Source organism: Pseudomonas sp. P9_31 (assembly GCF_034008235.1).
Classification (GTDB): Bacteria; Pseudomonadota; Gammaproteobacteria; order Pseudomonadales; family Pseudomonadaceae; genus Aquipseudomonas.
Window position 1 is genome coordinate 1,792,899 of record NZ_CP125375.1, and the last position, 19,402, is coordinate 1,812,300.

General features: G+C 59.5%; 18 protein-coding genes. 15 read left to right on the top strand and 3 right to left on the bottom strand.

Translation table 11 applies throughout. The features are described 5' to 3' along the window. Positions 1-22 precede the first annotated feature (22 nt). From QMK51_RS08105 to QMK51_RS08155, 11 genes are all read left to right on the top strand, one after another. Entirely contained in the window at positions 23-208 is a 186-nt protein-coding gene (locus tag QMK51_RS08105; RefSeq protein WP_007945752.1) for a Trm112 family protein, read from the top strand. Continuing rightward, positions 205-969 (top strand): 3-deoxy-manno-octulosonate cytidylyltransferase, encoded by a 765-nt coding sequence (kdsB, locus tag QMK51_RS08110; protein ID WP_258699604.1) that lies wholly within the window; start codon positions 205-207, stop codon positions 967-969. The genes QMK51_RS08105 and kdsB overlap by 4 nt, the downstream gene beginning before the upstream one ends. Continuing rightward, positions 969-1,433, top strand: coding sequence for a low molecular weight protein-tyrosine-phosphatase (locus QMK51_RS08115; RefSeq protein ID WP_258699605.1), 465 nt, complete (start codon positions 969-971; stop codon positions 1,431-1,433). Before kdsB ends, QMK51_RS08115 begins: the two co-directional genes overlap by 1 nt. Then, on the top strand, positions 1,430-2,449 hold the full coding sequence (murB, locus tag QMK51_RS08120; protein WP_320393689.1) for a UDP-N-acetylmuramate dehydrogenase: 1,020 nt from the start codon (positions 1,430-1,432) through the stop codon (positions 2,447-2,449). The genes QMK51_RS08115 and murB overlap by 4 nt, the downstream gene beginning before the upstream one ends. 245 nt (positions 2,450-2,694) lie before the next feature. Continuing rightward, the gene (locus QMK51_RS08125; protein ID WP_320393690.1) at positions 2,695-3,165 is read left to right on the top strand and encodes a (2Fe-2S)-binding protein; all 471 of its coding nucleotides are present in this window, start codon (positions 2,695-2,697) and stop codon (positions 3,163-3,165) included. Next, the gene (locus QMK51_RS08130; RefSeq protein ID WP_320393691.1) at positions 3,162-5,483 is read left to right on the top strand and encodes a xanthine dehydrogenase family protein molybdopterin-binding subunit; all 2,322 of its coding nucleotides are present in this window, start codon (positions 3,162-3,164) and stop codon (positions 5,481-5,483) included. Before QMK51_RS08125 ends, QMK51_RS08130 begins: the two co-directional genes overlap by 4 nt. Beyond that, the gene (locus QMK51_RS08135) at positions 5,483-6,466 is read left to right on the top strand and encodes an XdhC family protein (RefSeq protein ID WP_320393692.1); all 984 of its coding nucleotides are present in this window, start codon (positions 5,483-5,485) and stop codon (positions 6,464-6,466) included. The genes QMK51_RS08130 and QMK51_RS08135 overlap by 1 nt, the downstream gene beginning before the upstream one ends. Then, the gene (locus QMK51_RS08140; protein WP_320393693.1) at positions 6,463-7,056 is read left to right on the top strand and encodes a nucleotidyltransferase family protein; all 594 of its coding nucleotides are present in this window, start codon (positions 6,463-6,465) and stop codon (positions 7,054-7,056) included. The genes QMK51_RS08135 and QMK51_RS08140 overlap by 4 nt, the downstream gene beginning before the upstream one ends. A gap of 194 nt (positions 7,057-7,250) precedes the next feature. Further along, positions 7,251-8,612: a hypothetical protein gene (locus QMK51_RS08145; protein WP_320393694.1), complete on the top strand. Its 1,362-nt coding sequence runs from the start codon at positions 7,251-7,253 to the stop codon at positions 8,610-8,612. 11 nt (positions 8,613-8,623) lie between these two features. Further along, positions 8,624-9,541, top strand: coding sequence for a DMT family transporter (locus QMK51_RS08150; protein ID WP_320393695.1), 918 nt, complete (start codon positions 8,624-8,626; stop codon positions 9,539-9,541). Beyond that, on the top strand, positions 9,541-10,437 hold the full coding sequence (locus QMK51_RS08155; protein ID WP_320393696.1) for a hypothetical protein: 897 nt from the start codon (positions 9,541-9,543) through the stop codon (positions 10,435-10,437). The genes QMK51_RS08150 and QMK51_RS08155 overlap by 1 nt, the downstream gene beginning before the upstream one ends. Positions 10,438-10,452: 15 nt before the next feature. Here QMK51_RS08155 and QMK51_RS08160 read toward each other — a convergent pair whose 3' ends face one another. Both QMK51_RS08160 and rne read right to left on the bottom strand, forming a co-directional pair. Next, on the bottom strand, positions 10,453-11,493 hold the full coding sequence (locus tag QMK51_RS08160; protein WP_320393697.1) for a LysR family transcriptional regulator: 1,041 nt from the start codon (positions 11,491-11,493) through the stop codon (positions 10,453-10,455). A 106-nt stretch (positions 11,494-11,599) separates the two neighbouring features. Then, entirely contained in the window at positions 11,600-14,788 is a 3,189-nt protein-coding gene (gene rne / locus QMK51_RS08165; protein ID WP_320393698.1) for a ribonuclease E, read from the bottom strand. Between the two features lie 700 nt (positions 14,789-15,488). Between rne and rluC the strand changes: the two genes are divergently transcribed. From rluC to QMK51_RS08180, 3 genes are read left to right on the top strand one after another with little or no spacing between them, the layout of a single operon-like run. Continuing rightward, positions 15,489-16,451, top strand: a complete 963-nt coding sequence (rluC, locus tag QMK51_RS08170) for a 23S rRNA pseudouridine(955/2504/2580) synthase RluC (RefSeq protein WP_320393699.1) — start codon at positions 15,489-15,491, stop codon at positions 16,449-16,451. Then, entirely contained in the window at positions 16,438-17,100 is a 663-nt protein-coding gene (locus QMK51_RS08175) for an HAD-IA family hydrolase (protein WP_320393700.1), read from the top strand. Before rluC ends, QMK51_RS08175 begins: the two co-directional genes overlap by 14 nt. 24 nt (positions 17,101-17,124) lie before the next feature. Continuing rightward, complete coding sequence (locus QMK51_RS08180; RefSeq protein ID WP_320393701.1) at positions 17,125-18,114, top strand: S49 family peptidase; 990 nt, start codon at positions 17,125-17,127, stop codon at positions 18,112-18,114. 75 nt (positions 18,115-18,189) lie between these two features. Here QMK51_RS08180 and QMK51_RS08185 read toward each other — a convergent pair whose 3' ends face one another. Continuing rightward, positions 18,190-18,768 (bottom strand): nucleoside triphosphate pyrophosphatase, encoded by a 579-nt coding sequence (locus QMK51_RS08185; RefSeq protein WP_320393702.1) that lies wholly within the window; start codon positions 18,766-18,768, stop codon positions 18,190-18,192. A gap of 105 nt (positions 18,769-18,873) precedes the next feature. On the opposite strand from QMK51_RS08185, the gene QMK51_RS08190 reads away from it, so the two are divergent. Next, on the top strand, positions 18,874-19,401 hold the full coding sequence (locus QMK51_RS08190) for a YceD family protein (protein ID WP_007942001.1): 528 nt from the start codon (positions 18,874-18,876) through the stop codon (positions 19,399-19,401). Position 19,402 lies beyond the last annotated feature (1 nt).

Genomic DNA, 19,402 nt, shown 5'->3' on the forward strand with positions numbered 1-19,402 from the left:
CGTTTCTATCCAGGGAATGTTCATGGACACCAAATTGCTCGATATCCTCGCTTGCCCGGTCTGCAAAGGCCCGCTCAAGCTCAGCGCCGACAAAACCGAGCTGATCAGCAAGGGCGCCGGTCTCGCGTACCCGATTCGCGACGGCATCCCGGTGATGCTCGAAACTGAAGCGCGCACCCTGACCACCGACGAGCGTCTGGACAAATGACTACAGCCTTTACCGTTGTCATCCCATCACGTTTTGCCTCCACCCGCCTGCCGGGCAAACCGCTGCTGCTGATCGCCGGCAAGCCGATGATCCAGCACGTCTGGGAACAGGCGAGCAAAAGCAGCGCCCAGCGAATTGTTGTGGCTACCGACGATGCGCGTATCGTCGAGGTCTGCAAAGGTTTTGGTGCCGAAGTGGTGCTGACGCGCGAAGACCACAATTCCGGCACTGACCGTCTGGCCGAAGTCGCGGCGAAACTGGGCCTGGCCCCGGACGCCATTGTGGTCAACGTCCAGGGCGACGAGCCGTTGATTCCGCCGAGCGTGATCGATCAGGTCGCCGCCAACCTGGCCGCCCACACCGAAGCGCGCATGGCCACGTTGGCCGAGACGATCGAAGACGTGGAAACCCTGTTCAACCCCAACGTGGTCAAAGTGGTCAGTGACCTCAATGGCCTGGCACTGACCTTCAGTCGTGCCACCTTGCCATGGGCTCGGGACGCGTTCGCCAAAAGCCGCGAGCAAATGCCGGAAGGTGTGCCGTATCGCCGCCACATCGGCATTTACGCCTATCGCGCAGGTTTCCTGCAGGACTTCGTCACCTGGGGCCCGTGCTGGCTGGAAAACACCGAATCTCTGGAACAGCTGCGGGCGCTCTGGCACGGCGTGCGGATTCACGTCGCCGACGCGCTGATCGCACCACCCACCGGTGTCGATACGATTGAAGACCTCGAGCGCGTTCGTCGCCTGCTGGAGGCCTGATGCGGGTTCTGTTCGTCTGCCTGGGCAACATCTGCCGTTCCCCCACGGCCGAAGGCGTATTGCGGCACAAACTGCATGAGGCGGGGCTGGCCGGGCAAGTCGAAGTGGCTTCTGCCGGCACCGGTGACTGGCACGTCGGCAAGGCCCCGGACAAGCGCAGCCAGGCCGCGGCGAAACTGCGTGGCTACGACCTGTCCGCCCAGCGCGCTCAGCAAGTGACCCGCGCCGACTTCGCCACCTACGACCTGATTCTGGCGATGGACAACAGTAACCTGCGCCACCTCAAGGCCTTGCAACCAGCCAAGGGCAAGGCCGAGCTGGATTTGTTCCTGCGTCGCTATCAGTCGCAAATCGATGAAGTGCCGGATCCTTATTACGACGGCGACCAAGGCTTCGAACAGGTACTGGACCTGATCGAGCGCGCCAGCGATCTACTGGTGATCGAATTGAAGGGACGGTTATGAGTTTGCAGGTACAACCCCAGGTTTCGCTCAAGCCGTTCAACAGCTTTGGCGTGGACGTTCAGGCGCGGTTGTTTGCCGAGGCTCATAGCGACGCCGACGTGCGTGACGCTCTGGCCTATGGGGCGGAACATGAGGTCCCCGTGCTGGTGATCGGTGGCGGCAGCAATTTGCTGCTGACTGCTGATGTCCAGGCACTGGTACTGCGCATGGCCACACGGGGCATTCGTCTGCTGAGCGATGACGGCAATCAGGTGGTGATCGAAGCCGAGGCGGGCGAGCCGTGGCATCCGTTTGTACAACACACGTTGGCGCAAGGGTTGTCGGGACTGGAAAACCTAAGCCTGATTCCCGGCACCGTGGGCGCCGCACCGATGCAGAACATCGGCGCTTACGGCGTCGAGATAAAGGATATTTTTGCCGGCCTGACGGCCCTCGATCGCCAGACCGGCGAGCTGCGGGACTTCACGCTGGCCGAGTGCAACTTCGCCTACCGCGACAGCCTGTTCAAACAGGAACCGGGGCGGTGGGTGATTCTGCGGGTGCGTTTCACCCTCACGCGCACCGCGCACCTGCATCTGGAATACGGCCCGGTTCGCCAGCGCCTGACGTCGCTGGGCATCGATCACCCGACGCCCACCGATGTCAGCCAGGCCATTTGCAGCATTCGCAACGAAAAGCTCCCGGACCCGGCGGTGCTCGGTAATGCCGGCAGCTTCTTCAAGAATCCGTTGGTGTCAGCTGCACTCGTGGCGCAACTCAAGGGTGAATACCCGGATCTGGTGGCGTATGCGCAACCCGACGGGCAAATGAAACTGGCAGCGGGCTGGCTGATCGAGCGGGCCGGCTGGAAAGGCTTTCGCGACGGTGATGCCGGCGTGCATAAATTACAGGCGCTGGTGCTGGTCAACTACGGCACCGCAACGGGCCTGCAATTGCTGAATCTGGCGCAGCATATTCAAAAAGACATTTCAGAACGTTTCCACGTCGACCTGGAAATGGAGCCCAACCGGTATTGAGGCTACGCTTTCAAGGTTGATTCCAAAGCCCTGCACAACGTCCATTGTGCAGGGCTTTTTTGTTAATGCTGGGTTAACTTAGCGACCTAACGATGAAAGCATTTGCTCCACCAAAGGCCCGGTGCAGACGTCACCGTCCGCATAAGAGAGCCTGTTAGCCTGAGTCGATCTGCGTGTAGTGAACCGCCAACCCCAAGCGGCAGATTGCTCGACCCCATAACCTCTATAACTATGCGGGCGTGCCCATGATTACCCTGAAACTCAATGGTCAAGATCATCAACTCGATGTCACCGAGGACATGCCGCTGCTCTGGGCGATCCGTGACGTGGCCGGTTATAACGGCACCAAATTCGGCTGCGGCATGGGGCTATGCGGTGCCTGCACCATTCATATCGACGGCGCGCCGGCGCGCAGTTGCATCACACCAATCGGCTCGGTAGTCGGCCAGAACGTCAGCACCATCGACAACCTGCACGCCGACCCGGTTGGCAAAGTCGTCCAGCAGGCCTGGCTCGACAGCGCCGTGGCCCAGTGCGGTTACTGCCAGGGCGGGCAGATCATGTCGGCCACCGCGTTGCTGAAAACCAACCCGAACCCCAGCGACGAGCAGATTGAAGAGGCGATGGTCGGCAATATTTGCCGTTGCGGCACCTACAACCGGATCAAGACCGCCATTCGTCAGGCATCCGCTCACCTGAAGGAGGCCAAGGCATGAACCCGCTACCGAATGATTTTGCACTGAGCAACCTCAGCCGCCGCGGTTTCCTGAAAGGTGTGGGCGCCACCAGTGCGCTGGTGCTGGCAGCCAGTTGGGGCTGGCAGGACGCGCTTGCCGCCGAGAAAGAGAAGAAGTTCGGCGCCGATGGCATGCCCAACGGCTGGATCGATGATCCTAAGGTTTACGTCAGCATCGCCGCCGATGGCAGTGTGACCGTGGTTTGCAACCGCTCGGAAATGGGCCAGGGCGTGCGCACCAGCTTGACCATGGTGGTGGCCGATGAGCTGGACGCCGACTGGGCGCAGGTGAAAGTGCAACAGGCACCAGGTGACGAAGTACGCTTCGGCAACCAGGATACCGACGGTTCGCGCAGCATGCGTCACTGGTACGAACCGATGCGCCGTTGTGGTGCCGCCGCGCGGACCATGCTTGAGCAAGCCGCTGCCGAGCAATGGAAAGTGCCGGTCAGCGAGTGCCGCGCGCAACTGCATAAAGTCATTCACCAACCGACCGGTCGCGAACTGGGCTACGGCGCGTTGGCCGCCGCTGCCAGTGAGCTGGCGGTGCCGGCCCGCGATAGCCTGCGGCTCAAGCAGCCCTCGGAATTCCGTTACATCGGCAAAGAAGGCACCAAGGCCATCGACGGTGCGGACATCGTCAATGGTCGCGCGGTCTACGGCGCCGATGTGCGTTTCGACGGTATGCTCTTTGCCACCATCGCGCGTCCAGCGGTCTATGGCGGCAAGGTCAAATCCTTCGACGCCAGCGCCGCGATGAAAGTCCCGGGGGTGATCAAGGTCCTGCAAGTCGAAAGTCGTCCGCTGCCGTCCGAGTTTCAGCCCCTGGGTGGTGTGGCCGTGGTGGCCAGCAATACCTGGGCGGCGATCAAGGGCCGCGAAGCGTTGACAATCGAGTGGGATGACGGCCCTCACGCCAGGTACGACTCGATCGCCTACCGCAAGGAACTTGAGGCAGCGTCCCTTGAACCTGGCAAAGTGGTGCGCAATACCGGCAACATTGACCAGGCTTTGAGCGCTGCCGACAGTACCCTGGAAGCATCCTATTACCTGCCGCACCTGACGCAATCGCCGATGGAGCCGATGGTCGCCATTGCCCGTTTCAAGGACGGCGTATGCGAAGCCTGGGCCCCAAGCCAGGCGCCGCAGGTCACCCGCGAACGGATCGGCGAGCGCCTCGGCATTCCATTCGATAACGTCACGTTCAATGTCACCTTGCTCGGCGGCGGTTTCGGTCGCAAATCCAAGCCGGACTTCATCATCGAGGCGGCGATCCTGGCCAAGGAGTTCCCGGGTAAGGCGGTGCGGGTGCAATGGACCCGTGAAGACGACATCCACCACTCGTATTTCCACACCGTGTCTGCCGAATACCTGAAGGCCAGCCTGAACAAGGACGGCCTGCCATCTGGCTGGCTGCACCGCACGGTGGCGCCGAGCATCACCGCGCTGTTCGCGCCGGGTATGAACCATGAGGCGGCTTTCGAGCTGGGCATGGGCTTTACCAACATGGCGTATGCGATCCCCAACGTGCGCCTGGAGAACCCTGAAGCGGCGGTCCACACGCGGGTCGGCTGGTATCGTTCGGTGTCGAACATTCCCCACGGCTTTGCGATTCAGAGCTTTGTCGATGAACTGGCCCACAAGGCTGGCCAGGATCCGCTCAAGTACCAGATCAAGTTGCTTGGCCCGGACCGTCAGATCGATCCGCGCACCTTGAGTGAAGAATGGAACTACGGCGAATCTCCCGAGCGTTATCCGATCGATACCGCACGGATGCGCACCGTGCTGGAAACTGCTGCCAAAGCCGCCGGTTGGGGGCGTGAGTTGCCCAAGGGGCGAGGCCTGGGCCTGGCGGTGCATTACAGCTTTGTCACTTATGTGGCGGCGGTGATCGAAGTCGAAGTCAAAGACGATGGCACCTTGATCGTGCACAAGGCCGACGTCGCCGTGGACTGTGGCCCCCAGATCAATCCCGAGCGGATTCGCTCGCAGTTCGAAGGCGCCTGCGTCATGGGCCTGGGCAACGCGGTGTTGGGGGAAATCAGCTTCAAGGAGGGCAAGGTTCAGCAGGACAACTTCCACATGTACGAGGTGGCGCGCATGTCGCTGGCGCCGAAGGAAGTCGCCGTGCACCTGGTCACGCCACCGGGCAATGTACCGTTGGGCGGAGTCGGTGAGCCGGGCGTGCCGCCGATTGCGCCAGCGCTGTGCAACGCGATATTCGCTGCCACCGGCAAGCGCATCCGTAACCTGCCGGTGCGCTATCAGCTGCAAGGCTGGCAAAAGGCTGAAGCCTGATGGACAGCGTCGATCTGAACGTCCTGCGCAGCGTGCTGCAATGGCGCCGCGCCGGTCAGCGGGTGATGTTGTACAGCGTGGTCCAGACCTGGGGCACCGCGCCCCGGGCACCGGGTGCCATGCTGGCCTTGCGTGAAGACGGCGTGGTGATTGGTTCGGTGTCCGGTGGCTGTGTCGAGGATGACCTGATTGCCCGGCTGCACGATGGCCGTATCCCGGCCGATGGGCCGCCGGTGCAGTTGATTACTTATGGCGTCACCCGTGAGGAGGCTGCACGGTTTGGTTTGCCGTGCGGCGGCACGTTGCGCCTGACCGAGGAGCGCGTCGGCGATCCGGCGTGGGTCGCCCAATTGCTGGCGCGCTGCGAGGCGCATGAAATCGTGGCTCGCTCGCTGGATATTGCGACCGGTGAAGTGATTTTGCAGCCGGCGAACAAGAGCGATGTGCTGAGTTTTGACGGCAACACACTGCGTGCCATTTACGGCCCGCGTTGGCGGTTGCTGCTGGTCGGCGCGGGGCAGCTATCACGGTATGTCGCCGAGATGGCGCGGCTGCTGGATTTCGAAGTGCTGATCTGCGATCCGCGCACCGAGTTCGTCTACGGCTGGGAAGAGCAACACGGTCGCTTCGTCCCGGGCATGCCCGATGAGGCGGTGCTGACCATCCAGACTGACGAACGCACCGCCATCGTCGCGCTAACCCACGATCCGCGCCTGGATGACATGGCGCTGCTCACGGCGCTGGACTCCAAGGCATTTTATGTCGGCGCGCTGGGCTCGCGGGTCAACAGCCAGAAGCGCCGGGACAACCTGGCTCAGCTAGGTTTGTCACCACAGGCCATCGAGCGCTTGCACGGGCCGATCGGTTTGCACATCGGCAGCCATACACCGGCGGAAATCGCCTTGTCGCTGCTGGCCGAAATTGTGGCGATCAAGAACGGCGTCGGGCTGAAACAGAAGAGGCCGTTACAGGAGAGCGTATGAGCGACTCCATTGGGGTTATCGTGATGGCCGCCGGGCAGGGCAGTCGGTTTCGACAGGTGGCGGGTGACGATAAGGACAAGCTGCTGGTGGATTGCACCGCTCGTGACGGCGTCACCGTGCACTCGGTGATCGAGCAGGTGCTGGTGAATCTGCCGGCCGCGCTTGAGAAACGCGTGCTGGTGACCACGGCGGAGCGCCCGCAAGTGATTCGCATGGCGCAGGCCTATGGTTGCGAGATCGTGCGGATCGAGTCGACGGGGCTGGGCGACAGCATTGCGGCGGGTGTGGCGGCATGCTCGCAACTCGATGGCTGGCTGATCATGCTGGGGGATATGCCGTTTATCCTGCCGTCCAGCATTGAGCAGGTTGCTGCGAATGTTGCGGATGATGCCATCAGCGTGCCGGTACATGAGGGGCAATATGGGCACCCAGTGGGGTTCGGGCGAAGCTTTGGTCCGGAATTAATGGCGTTGACAGGTGATCAAGGCGCCAAGTCGCTATTCGTACAGGCGAGGGTGGTCGAGGTGGCGGTGGAGGATCCCGGGGTGTTATGGGATGTGGATGTGCCTGAGACGCTGGTTTTTCAATAACGGTTGTCAGCGAGGTTGCATTCGCACTTTCCTCGGAATAATCGGCTCTTCCTTTCGCCCATTCGTATTTATCGATGGGTGCCAGATATAAAACTCGTTATTCAGCGGGTTCTATCCGACATACGATCATATGGTGTGTGGCGTTCACAGTTAGGGTGAACATCCGGTCAGTACTCATTAGAAAAAGAGCCTAGATGATAAAGCACTATATGGATGCGTCGGTCAGTGTCAGTCCTTTGGAGCTGGATAGTGATATTCAGGAGTTGGGGGCATTGGAGCGGGCATTAAGTTCTGCAGATGTTTCTCAACCTGTTCCGCGTTATGTCAAAACACTTCGAGAACTTAGAAAAGCGTCGCAAACAATTAGTTGTCATCGCGACGAGATCAAGTTCGGGGTCACTTTTGGAGAACGTTTGAAAGAACTGGGTGACGACTTCGGTTTGTCCCCGAAGCACTTTTCGGTCAATACCAGTGGCTCACCGCTGCTCATCAAGGAGCAGGTCGGAGAACACCTGATTTCGCCCACTCATTTTGAAAACGGTGCGTATTTCAGCCACCCCCATGCCGATCATCAGCTCGATCACTCGGCGCAGGATTTGCCTTCGATCAAGATTGGACAGTATGTGCGTTTTGGTCGTAACGCTGCGGTCAATGCCGGCGGCGATGTGGATATAGGCGATGGTGTCTGGCTATCGCCGGGAAGTCAGTTACTGCGTCAGGACCATGACCCGTATGGTCGGCTCTCCATCGGCTCGCGGACTGTCGCGATGACGCGCCTGCCACCGGTGCGACTGTGCGATTACGCGTGGGTCGGGCGTGAAGCGATTGTGGGCTGGAACGCGGATTACCTGGGTAAGGCGAGCATCGTCGGAATCCGTTCCTTCCTCAATACATGGGTCGGCGATTATTCCATCGTTGGCGATCAGGGAAAGATCCTGCAATACCTGCCGTTCAAGGCTCACCTCATGGAAACCTACCAGCCGTCGATCGAGCAGACGCTGCAAGTCAGCGATTGGGCCGCGATCAATTCGGACTGGTTGATGATCTACCGTGACAGCCCGAAGCGCGAGACGCCGACATTGCCGGCACCACTGGCGGAGTATCTCGACACGCCGGGCAAAAAGTCCGTATTGCTGATTGCCCCATCCGATAACGCTCAGCTTCAAGCGTTCGGCCAGCACAGCCTGGATGTCATTTCCAGTTCCCGGCAGCCGTTTGCCCATCACTTACAGTGGGCTCAGGACTACGGCCATAAGCAGCTCAGGTTGCGCGCCGATCTGGATTTTTCGAGGTTGCCATTCGCCTCGGCCGGCGACTTTCACTATCGCCGTCGATTGGGTTACTCACTGATTGTCGCCAACAGTTCGCCTGTCGAGGCCGAGCCTTGCCGAGTCTATGTCAATGAACTGGCCCGGGTGCTGGCGACGCAGGCACTGTTGTTGGTGCCCATTACGGATGTGTTGCAGACGCAACTGTCTGTGTATCAAGACTTGTTCCATCTGCAAGGGGAAGTCGAGTTCGACGGAGCCTCTTTCATGTTAATGAAGAAGATCTAACGGAGGCGTCAATGCCATACTTATTACTTTCACTCGCTGCCGTGTTCTGGGGCGGTAATTATGTCGTCGGAAAGTTGATGGTGGTGGACGTTGATCCGGTGCTGCTGTCGCAACTTCGATGGCTGATTACCAGCGCTTTACTACTGCTGGTTAACTATAAAGCCGTGATCGCCAGTTTGCCGGCTGCACGTAAGTCATGGTTGACCCTGGTTATGTTGGCGATCTGTGGCCAAGTTATATTTCCGCTGACCTTATATATCGGCTTGCAATACACCAGTTCGTTGAATGCGGCGATTTACCTGTCGGCCACGCCGTGTCTGGTACTGGCCCTCAACCGTTTCGTTTTCAGTGATTTCATCTCCAGGTCGAACATGCTTGGGGTGGTCATCAGTACGGTGGGTGTGTTCTGGCTGGTGACGATGGGGCATCTGTCCGACTTGAGCTTCCTGGAAGGCTTCAACAAAGGCGATTTCTGGACCATGGCCTCGGCTGCCAGTTGGGCTGTCTATTGCTCCTTTTTGCGGACGAAGCCAAAAAACATCGCCGGCAATGCGTTCGTGACGTATTGCGCGGTGGTGGGGGCGCTGTGCCTGATTCCGTTCAGCCTGGGTATTTGGGTGTTGCACCCTGATCTGACGTTCAACCTGGGGCAGGGCGCTGCACCGTGGCTGGGCCTGGCGTATCTGGTGATCTTCCCGTCCTGGCTGTCGTACTTGTTCTGGAGCAAAGGCATCGGTGAAATCGGTGCCACCCGTGGTGAGATCTTCACTCACTTGGTGCCACTGTCTGGTGGGCTGTTCAGTATCGTGTTCCTCGACGTGCAACTGCACGCCTATCACCTGGTCAGTCTGGTGCTGATTGTATTTGGGGTGATCCTCTGTTCCATTAAAAGGCGGGCACCGGTGGTACTGCGCACGGAGGCGGCTTGATGGACAGAATCATCGATTCGGTCGACCGTCACGGTGTGCGGTGGGTGGGGGTTGTGCAGGGCAAGGGGGCATCGGCTACGGTCTGGCAGGTCGAAGATGCCGAAAGTTCTCAGGCGTTGGCTGTGCGATTCATGCGTAGCAAGCAATCCTGGGAGCAATTCAAAAGCAACTTGTCCTTGGTAGCGGTGCCGCTTGAAGCGCTTTCATTGATGACCTTTAACGTGCCGCTGCGGCCCGCACGGGATGCCGTGTGCATGGTGAGCGGTTTTGGTTACACGCATCGCTCGGTCAATGGTCTGCCCATGCCCCAGAGGTCCTCGCCGGACTGGTACTACAAAGGTAACGGCAAAGGGTTGGTGGCCGCTTCCCGGGCGATCAAGTCACCGTGTCATGCCAGTGGCGCGGGAATCGAGATCGAGTATGCCTGTGTGTACCTCATCGACGACTGCCGAAACCCCCGCTATATCGGTTACACCTTGGCGGTGGACTTTTCTGACCCGGTGCTGCGTCACACTCAACCCGGGCTGGCTGGTCTCTCCAAGTTGCGCAATACCGCGTTGTGCCACGAGCTGGTGATCGCAGAACCACCGCGCTACTCAGTGGTGAGGAGTTCGATTGTCCGGCGTGGTGAAACCGTGTGGGACAAACAGTCGCTATTAGGGCTGGATCAGTTGATGTTTGCCAAACGTGAACTCGAAGCCCTGTTGTTCCAGCATGAAGAGCTTTGCGAGCCCGGTACGGTTCACTATGTTTTGCTCGGTGCCTCGTTAAGCACCGACAAGGATGCCTTCGAGTTGCAGCACGGTGACGTCATTCGGGCGAGCAGTCAGGAGGATGGACTGCAACTGTCCAACCTCTTCGAGGACGAGGTGGTGCGGCAATCGTGTAACTGCTGACGGGGGCCCGGCCCGTTACCTTTCCGTCAGCGGTAAGCGGGCCGGTTTTTCGAAGTCCAGCACCCATTGCGCAAGCGCTCTGGGGGCTGGTTTGCCAGGGTGATCGAAAAACACGAATTCGGTGGTCAGCGAGGCATATGAACCACTCAGGAAATATGTTTGCACCTGGTCACTGCGGCAGCACGAATCGACCAGTGACAACGGCACCAGGGCAACGCCCACGCCGTTGATCACATTAGAAAACAACAGCGGATAAGAGCCGCATTCGATGATTTTTTCCGGGGTGATATTGCCCATCATGAATAGTTCGTCGAGATTACGTTGCGAAGCGCTGCGCCGGCTGTTGACCAGGAACACTTGGCCACTGAACGCTTTCAGGTCCTGGATGGCGGGGTGTGCTGCGCTGTAGATCAAGGCCAGCGGATCGTTGAACAGCGTTACCCGGCGATAATGCGAAGGTGCAAAGCCTGCGCCGACAATCACTGCGTCGAGCTTGCCGGCCTCAAGATCCTTGAGCAGCGACTGTGTATTTCCAATGCTGACATCCACTGCCAGCCCGTCGGGATTGGCAACGATGCTTTGCAACAGGCTCTGGCGAGTAATAGTGAGGTTTTCGATGACCCCCAAACGCACCCGTGTTTCGGTTTTTGTCTGGCTCAGGCTGGCTTGAGCGCGAGCAACCAGTTCGAGGATTTGTGAGGCGTAGGCATAGAGCTCCTTGCCTTGCGCCGTCATCGTGATACCGCGACCGGAGCGTTCAAACAGCTTGGTATCGAGCCGTGATTCGAGTGTCTTGATGCGGAAGGAAATACTGGATTGAGCGCGGTTTAACCTGATCGCTGCCTGTGTGACGCTGCCGTAGTCAACAATCGCTTTGAAAGCGTCCAGTTCAGCAATTTCCATAGTCACGCACTCTTTGCTCCATAACGGGCCGAAGGTTTTCGGGCCGTGGCAGGACCTGCTTTGAGCCCTGCACCGCTCTATTCTGCACGTTGCACAGCCCTTTCGTAATACTTGCTTACAAGTATTTAAGCGGGTGTTTAGCGAGGAACGCAATCGCCTCGGCAATAAACCGTTGCCAGGTAGCGACAGGCTTCAATTTCTATAAGCAAAAAAAGCCCCGCCTGGATCACCAGGCGGGGCTTTTTAGTGGCCGATGGAATTAGACGAGGGGTTTAGGCTCGTGCTCTTTTTCCTGGGCTTGCTCGTGTTGCTCTACCGCTTCTTGAACGGAGCGCGGTGCTTCGTCGATCACGGATTCAGCCGGTTCGGCAGCGACTTCAGCGGCCGGGGCAGGGACTGCCTCGACGACTTCAGCAACAACCGGTGCTGGCTCGGCAGCGGCCGGAGCAGCAGCGGCAGCCAGTTCGGCTTCTTTCTGCAGACGCTCGGCTTCACGCTTGCGACGACGTACTTCACGCGGGTCGTTCGGCGCACGGCCACTTGGGGTCAGAGCGCTGACAGGGGCGGCTTCAGCCACCGGTGCAGCCTCTTCGGCAACAATCGGCGCTTCAACAACCGCTGGAGCAGGCTCGGCAGCAGCAGCCACAGGCTCGGAGACCATGGCTTCAGCAACCGGAGCTTCAGCGACTGGCGCTGGAGCTTCGACCGCTACAGGTGGCTCGGCAACCCAGTTGAACGTGGTTTGTTCTTCGCGAGCTTCACGCACCGGTTCAGCCGGCGCTTCAACCACAGGCTCGGTAGCAGCCACTGGTTCAGCGACGACGGACGGTTCAGCGGCAGCTTCAACTTCAGGCTGTGCTTCACGAACCGGTGCCACTTCGATTTCCGGAGCGGCGGTGACGGCTACTGGCGTGGTCGCTTCAACCACTGGCGCTTCAACTGGAGCAGTTTCCAGTGTGGCGGCAGTAGCGCGTTCGGCTTGCTCGTTGGCTTGTGCTTCGGCAGGCGCGCTGATCACGGAGCTGGCAACGGCAGCGGTAACCGCCAGGCCGGCGGCCAGATCGGCAGTGCTTGGCGCTTCGGCGGATTCGGACTCTTCCGAACCTTCGATCACGTTGCCATTGGCATCGCGTTGACGTTCACGACGGTTGCTGCGACGACGCTGGCCACGGGAGCGGCGGCGTGGACGATCGCCTTCGGCGCCTTCCTGACCGTCTTCCTGCAGTTGCTCTTCGTTGGCTGGCAACTCTTCTTCGGCAACGGCGGCAGCGGCTTGCTCGGTGCGTGGTTGACGTTCTTCACGCGGTGGGCGTGGAGCGCGTTCTTCGCGTGGCTGACGGGCCGGACGCTCTTCAGCGTTGGCAGCGGCGGCCGGAGCGGCATCCAGAGGCTCACGCAGTTCACGAACCGGGCGTTCTTCGCGCTCTCCACGAGGCTTGCGATCTTCACGCGGGGCGCGCGGTGCACGTTCTTCACGAGGGGCGCGTGGTGCACGCTCTTCACGTGGAGCGCGTTCTTCGCGGGCGACTGCCGGAGCTTCTTCGCGGGCTTCGCGCGGCTCACGTGGTGCGCGTTCTTCACGCGGTGCTCGTTCCTCACGAGGCTTGCGTTCATCATCGCGGCGACCGTTACGGTTGCGGCTCTGCTGACGACCGTTGCGACGCTCTTCGTTGCGAGCAGGGCGTTCGGTGACTGGCTTTTCAACCACAACCGGCGCGGCAGGCTCTTCCTTGGTCGCGAACAGGCTGACCAGCGACTTCACCAGGCCTTTGAACAGGCTTGGCTCAGGCGCGGCGGCCGGTGCAGCCACCGGAGCGGCGACGACTTCGGTTGGAACCGGAGCGTTGGCGCGGGCCGGAGCGGTCTTGACCGCGGCTTCCTGGCGAACCAGGGTGCGGGTCGCGGCGGCTGGCTGGACTTCTTCGACTTCGGCAGCGGCGGCAGCGATTTCGTAGCTGGACTGGTTGATGCTGGCTTCCGGGCTGTCATCGCGCAGACGCTGAACTTCGAAGTGCGGCGTTTCGAGGTGATCGTTCGGCAGAATGACGATGCGGGCACGGGTGCGCAGTTCGATCTTGGTGATCGAGTTGCGTTTTTCGTTGAGCAGGAACGCAGCCACCGGGATTGGCACTTGTGCGCGAACTTCGGCGGTACGGTCTTTCAGGGCTTCTTCTTCGATCAGGCGCAGGATCGCCAGCGACAGCGATTCAACGTCACGGATGATGCCGGTGCCGTTGCAACGCGGGCAGACGATGCCGCTGCTTTCGCCGAGCGATGGACGCAGGCGCTGACGGGACATTTCCAGCAGGCCGAAGCGCGAGATGCGACCGACTTGCACGCGAGCGCGGTCGGCTTCCAGGCATTCGCGGACTTTCTCTTCCACGGCGCGCTGGTTCTTGGCAGGGGTCATGTCGATGAAGTCGATGACGATCAGGCCGCCGATGTCGCGCAGGCGCAACTGACGGGCGATTTCTTCGGCGGCTTCAAGGTTGGTCTGCAGGGCGGTTTCTTCGATGTCGCTGCCTTTGGTGGCGCGCGCCGAGTTGATGTCGATGGACACCAGGGCTTCGGTCGGATCGATGACGATGGAGCCGCCGGAAGGCAGTTCGACGACACGCTGGAAGGCGGTTTCGATCTGGCTTTCGATCTGGAAACGGTTGAACAGCGGAACGCTGTCTTCGTACAGCTTGATCTTGCTGGCGTACTGCGGCATCACCTGGCGAATGAAGGTTAGGGCTTCGTCCTGGGCTTCAACGCTGTCGATCAGCACTTCGCCGATGTCCTGGCGCAGGTAATCGCGGATGGCGCGGATGATCACGTTGCTTTCCTGGTAGATCAGGAATGGCGCGGAACGATCCAGCGAAGCTTCTTTGATGGCGGTCCACAGTTGCAGCAGGTAGTCGAGGTCCCACTGCATTTCTTCGCTGCTGCGGCCAAGGCCGGCAGTGCGAACGATCAGACCCATGTCGGCCGGGGCAACCAGGCCATTCAGGGCTTCACGCAGTTCGTTGCGCTCTTCACCTTCGATGCGACGGGAGATACCGCCGGCACGCGGGTTGTTCGGCATCAGCACCAGGTAACGACCGGCCAGGCTGATGAAGGTGGTCAGGGCGGCGCCCTTGTTGCCACGTTCTTCTTTTTCGACCTGAACGATGACTTCCTGGCCTTCGCTCAGGACGTCCTTGATGTTGACGCGGCCTTCGGGGGCTTTCTTGAAGTATTCGCGGGAGATTTCTTTGAGGGGCAGGAAGCCGTGGCGCTCAGAGCCGAAATCGACAAAGGCAGCCTCGAGGCTTGGTTCGATGCGAGTAATCCGGCCTTTATAGATGTTGGCCTTCTTCTGCTCGCGTGCACCGGATTCGATGTCCAGGTCGTAGAGGCGCTGGCCATCTACCAGTGCAACACGCAACTCTTCGGGTTGAGTTGCGTTAATCAGCATTCTTTTCATGTAGTACCGTCGGTTTCCGGGCTGCCGGAAACGGCGTTCGGCACACACGACTTCTCACGGTCGGTGTCAGGTGCGTCAGGAGTGGTTGGCCACTCCAGTGTCTAGCGAACCCCGACCAATTGGGCCGGTGTCGCGACGTACGCGTCCTGCTTGCTGTGGCTACTTAAGCACTCAGTCAGGAGGAGGAATCAACCGGCGGCTGTGGACGAGATGAAGCGTCTTGATAAAGCCTATTGCTACACAGTCCAGCGGTTGTGCATCTCCACCCTACACGTATCCCTGATAATTCGGGTGCTGCCGCGCGCAGAATCCGCAGCGGGTTGGCATTTACCGTGAGCTCCGAAAGGGGAGGTCACGCATCATGGCTAATTTAGGCGTTGTTTCCGAAGCCTTCGCTCGGGGTCGTTCGCAGCTGACTGCACTTTGTGAACTGGCCGTGAATATTTGCTCGGAAGGCGAGTGAAAACTCTGCTTTGCGGCATGATTCAGGCCTTATGTCACCTGCGCTTGTTACAACTGAAAACTCTGCCGTTACGTAGCGAAAGCCCCGTAGGACGGCCTCTCGTCCTCGTGAATTGCGTTGGTCAGGGCCGGTTTTTGACCGTTAGTCCGCTGTCCAGGCCACTTTTGGCGGCGTTCGCGACTATAGCAGCAATGATTAAGTGCTTCAATTCCATAAAAAATTGTTATCATCCGCGCCATGACGACTACTGCCCCTTCGACCCCAGGCGTACAACTGCTTGAGGTCTCGCCGGAATATGCCGGCCAACGTATTGATAATTTCCTTCTCGCTCGGCTCAAAGGCGTGCCCAAGACCTTGATTTACCGCATTTTGCGCAAAGGCGAAGTGCGGGTGAACAAAGGTCGGATCAAGCCCGAATACAAGCTGCAGGCGGGCGATATCGTGCGCGTGCCGCCGGTTCGCGTGCCTGAGCGCGACGAGCTTGTGCCGCTGGCCCAGGGGTTGCTGCAGCGGCTTGAGGCTTCGATTGTCTACGAAGACAAGGCGCTGATCGTGATCAACAAGCCTTGCGGCATCGCGGTTCATGGTGGTAGCGGCCTGACTTACGGGGTGATCGAAGCCTTTCGTCAGCTGCGTCCCGATTGCAAGGAGCTCGAACTGGTTCACCGTCTCGATCGTGATACGTCCGGGCTGTTGATGATCGCCAAGAAGCGCAGCATGTTGCGCCACTTGCACACGGCATTGCGCGGCGATGGCGTCGATAAGCGATATATGGCGCTAGTCCGTGGTAACTGGGCGGCCTCGATCAAGCAGGTCCGTGCGTCGCTGGGCAAGAGTAATCTGCGCTCCGGCGAGCGCATGGTCGAGGTCGACGAGGAGGAGGGGAAGGAGTCCGTGACCGTGTTCAAGGTCCTGCGCCGCTTCGGCGACTTTGCCACCATGGTCGAGGCCAAGCCGATTACCGGCCGGACTCACCAGATCCGCGTCCATACTCTACATGCCGGGCATTGCATTGCCGGTGATACCAAGTACGGCGATGAGGGCTTCAGCAAGGAGATTCGCGATCTGGGTGGCAAGCGCCTGTTCCTGCACGCCTACATGCTGACTGTGCCGCTGCCGGACGGCGGAGAGCTGAAATTGCAGGCCCCTGTCGACGAGATGTGGGCCAGGACCGTGGAGCGATTGAGTGCACCCATCTGATTACAAACTGCTGATTTTCGATTGGGACGGTACGCTCGCAGACTCCATTGGTCGGATTGTCGAGGCAATGCACGTGGCGTCCGAGCGCTCCGGCTTCCCGTTACGCGATGATTTTGCCGTCAAAGGCATTATCGGACTCGGATTGCCGGAAGCGATTCGCACCTTGTATCCCGAGATCGGCGATGGCGAGCTGATGGCGTTCCGTGATTATTATGCGGAACACTACATTGCGGCGGAGGCTGTTCCTTCGCCGTTGTTCGAGGGCGTGCTCGAGTCGATGGAAGCGTTTCGTGCTGACGGCTATCACCTGGCGGTTGCCACCGGCAAGGCGCGGCGTGGGCTGGACCGGGTGCTGAAAGCCCGCGGCTGGGAAGATTATTTTGATGTCACCCGTGCGGCCGATGAAACGGCCAGCAAGCCCCATCCGTTGATGCTTGAGCAAATCCTCGCCCATTGCGAGGTTCGCCCGGAGCAGGCGCTGATGGTCGGGGATTCGTCCTTCGATCTGCAGATGGCGCGCAATGCCGGCATGGATTCGGTGGCGGTCAGCTATGGCGCGCAATCGATTGACGCGTTGAAACTGTTCGAGCCGCGACTGACCATTGATCGTTTTTCAGAATTGCATGCCTGGCTGAGTCAGCGGGCTTAACGGTTTTTTGCTGGGGTAAATGTCATGACCGACGAATGGAAAGCGCCCGCCAAAGCGAGCGCAGAGAGCGGTGACGAGAAAAGCTGGAAGCTGCTGGAAAAGGCTCTGCTGGCCAGTGTGCAGGAGCATCGCCGGTCCCGTCGCTGGGGGATTTTCTTCAAGCTGCTGACCTTTGCATATGTGTTGGTTGCGTTGTTCTTGTTCACGCCGCTGATGGATGTGGAAAAAAGCGCTACTCGCGGTTCTGGTTACACGGCGCTGATCGATATAACCGGCATGATTGCCGAGAAAGAGCCGGCCAGTGCTGACAATATCGTCGGCAGTCTGCGTGCAGCCTTCGAGGACAAGAAGGTCAAGGGTGTGATCCTGCGGATCAACAGCCCGGGCGGCAGTCCGGTGCAGTCGGGTTATGTCTACGACGAGATCCGTCGTTTGCGCGGCCTGCATCCGGATACCAAGGTTTACGCGGTGATCTCGGATCTGGGGGCTTCCGGTGCCTATTACATCGCCAGCGCGGCGGATCAGATCTACGCCGACAAGGCGAGTCTGGTGGGTTCCATTGGTGTGACGGCGGCGGGTTACGGTTTTGTCGGCACCATGGAGAAGTTGGGTGTCGAGCGTCGTACCTACACCTCCGGTGAGCACAAATCGTTCCTCGATCCGTTCCAGCCTCAGAAACCTGCGGAAACCGAATTCTGGCAGGGCGTGCTCGATACCACTCATCAGCAGTTCATCAGTAGCGTCAAGAAGGGGCGTGGCGATCGTCTCAAGGACAAAGAGCATCCGGAGTTGTTCTCCGGGCTGGTCTGGTCGGGTGAGCAGGCATTGCCGCTTGGCTTGATCGATGGTCTGGGGAATGCCAGTTCGGTGGCGCGTGACGTGATTGGTGAGAAAGAGATGGTGGACTTTACTATCGAGGAGTCGCCGTTCGATCGCTTCTCGAAAAAGCTCGGTGCCAGCGTGGCTGAGCATTTGGCGATGTGGATGGGCTTCCAGGGGCCGTCGTTGCGTTGATCGCTTGGCTGCATATCGAAACCGGCCCTCGTGGCCGGTTTTTTGTGCGAGCGCCAGCTGCTACACGGATACGGTTCAGGGTATCTGCACGCCTTCGGCCAACAACATGTCGACCAGGCGAATCAGCGGCAGGCCGATCAGGCTCGTGGCGTCAGGGCCTTCGGTGCTTTGAAACAGGCTCACCCCCAAACCTTCGGCCTTGAAGCTGCCAGCGCAGTCGTAGGGCTGTTCGGCGCGCAGGTAGCGTTCGATGCGTGCCGGGTCGAGCGCGCGCATGTGCACGGTAAAGGGTACGCAATCGACCTGGCAGTCGCCTGTCTGGCTGTTGAGCAATGCCAGCCCGGTCAGGAAGGTCACGCTGGCGCCGCTGGATGCCAGCAGCTGTTCGCGGGCCTTTTCGAAGGTGTGAGGTTTGCCGATGATCCGCTCGCCAAGTACTGCGACCTGGTCCGAGCCGATGATCAGATGGGCGGGATGGCTGGCTGCCAGTGCGCGGGCTTTTTCTTCGGCGAGGCGTTTTACCAGTTCGATGGCTGACTCGTCCGGGCGATGGCTTTCGTCGATATCCGGCGAGCTGCAAGTAAACGGCAGCTGCAAGCGGGCCAGCAATTCCCGGCGATAAACCGAGCTTGAAGCGAGTAATAAAGGCAGCATGCGCATCTCCAAAGGGCAGGGGCGAATTCTAGCGAGGCTTCCAAGTGACGGACAGGGCTGAATTTCCTTTGACATGGCCGGGGGCATCCCTATAATGCTGCGCCTATGTTGAATGACCCGATTCCACCTCACGTTGACCCGCGCAAATTGGCTGACCGTGGCACCACCCTTCAAGGTGAAATGCTGCTGGCCGATTTGGAGAGACTCTGCGACCCGCTTTCCGACAATGTCGGTACGGTGCAGGCCAAATTCGTTTTTGAACGAGATGAACGTAAGTCTGTGGTAATCCACAGCTTTATCGACACCGAAGTCAAAATGGTTTGCCAGCGTTGTCTTGAGCTGGTCACCCTGCCGATCCATAGCGAATGCAGTTATGCTGTGGTGAAGGAGGGTGCGAATACCCAGTCGTTGCCGAAAGGTTATGACGTGCTGGAACTGGGCGAAGATCCTTTGGATCTGCAGTCACTGATCGAGGAGGAGCTTCTGCTCGCCTTGCCCATTGTGCCTGCTCATCATCCGGAAGAATGCCAGCAGCCGGCGGGAGCAGATGAGCCCGAACCGAGCGAGGACGAGGTAACGCGGTCCAACCCGTTCAGTGTATTGGCGCAGTTAAAGCGTGACCCAAACGTTTAGG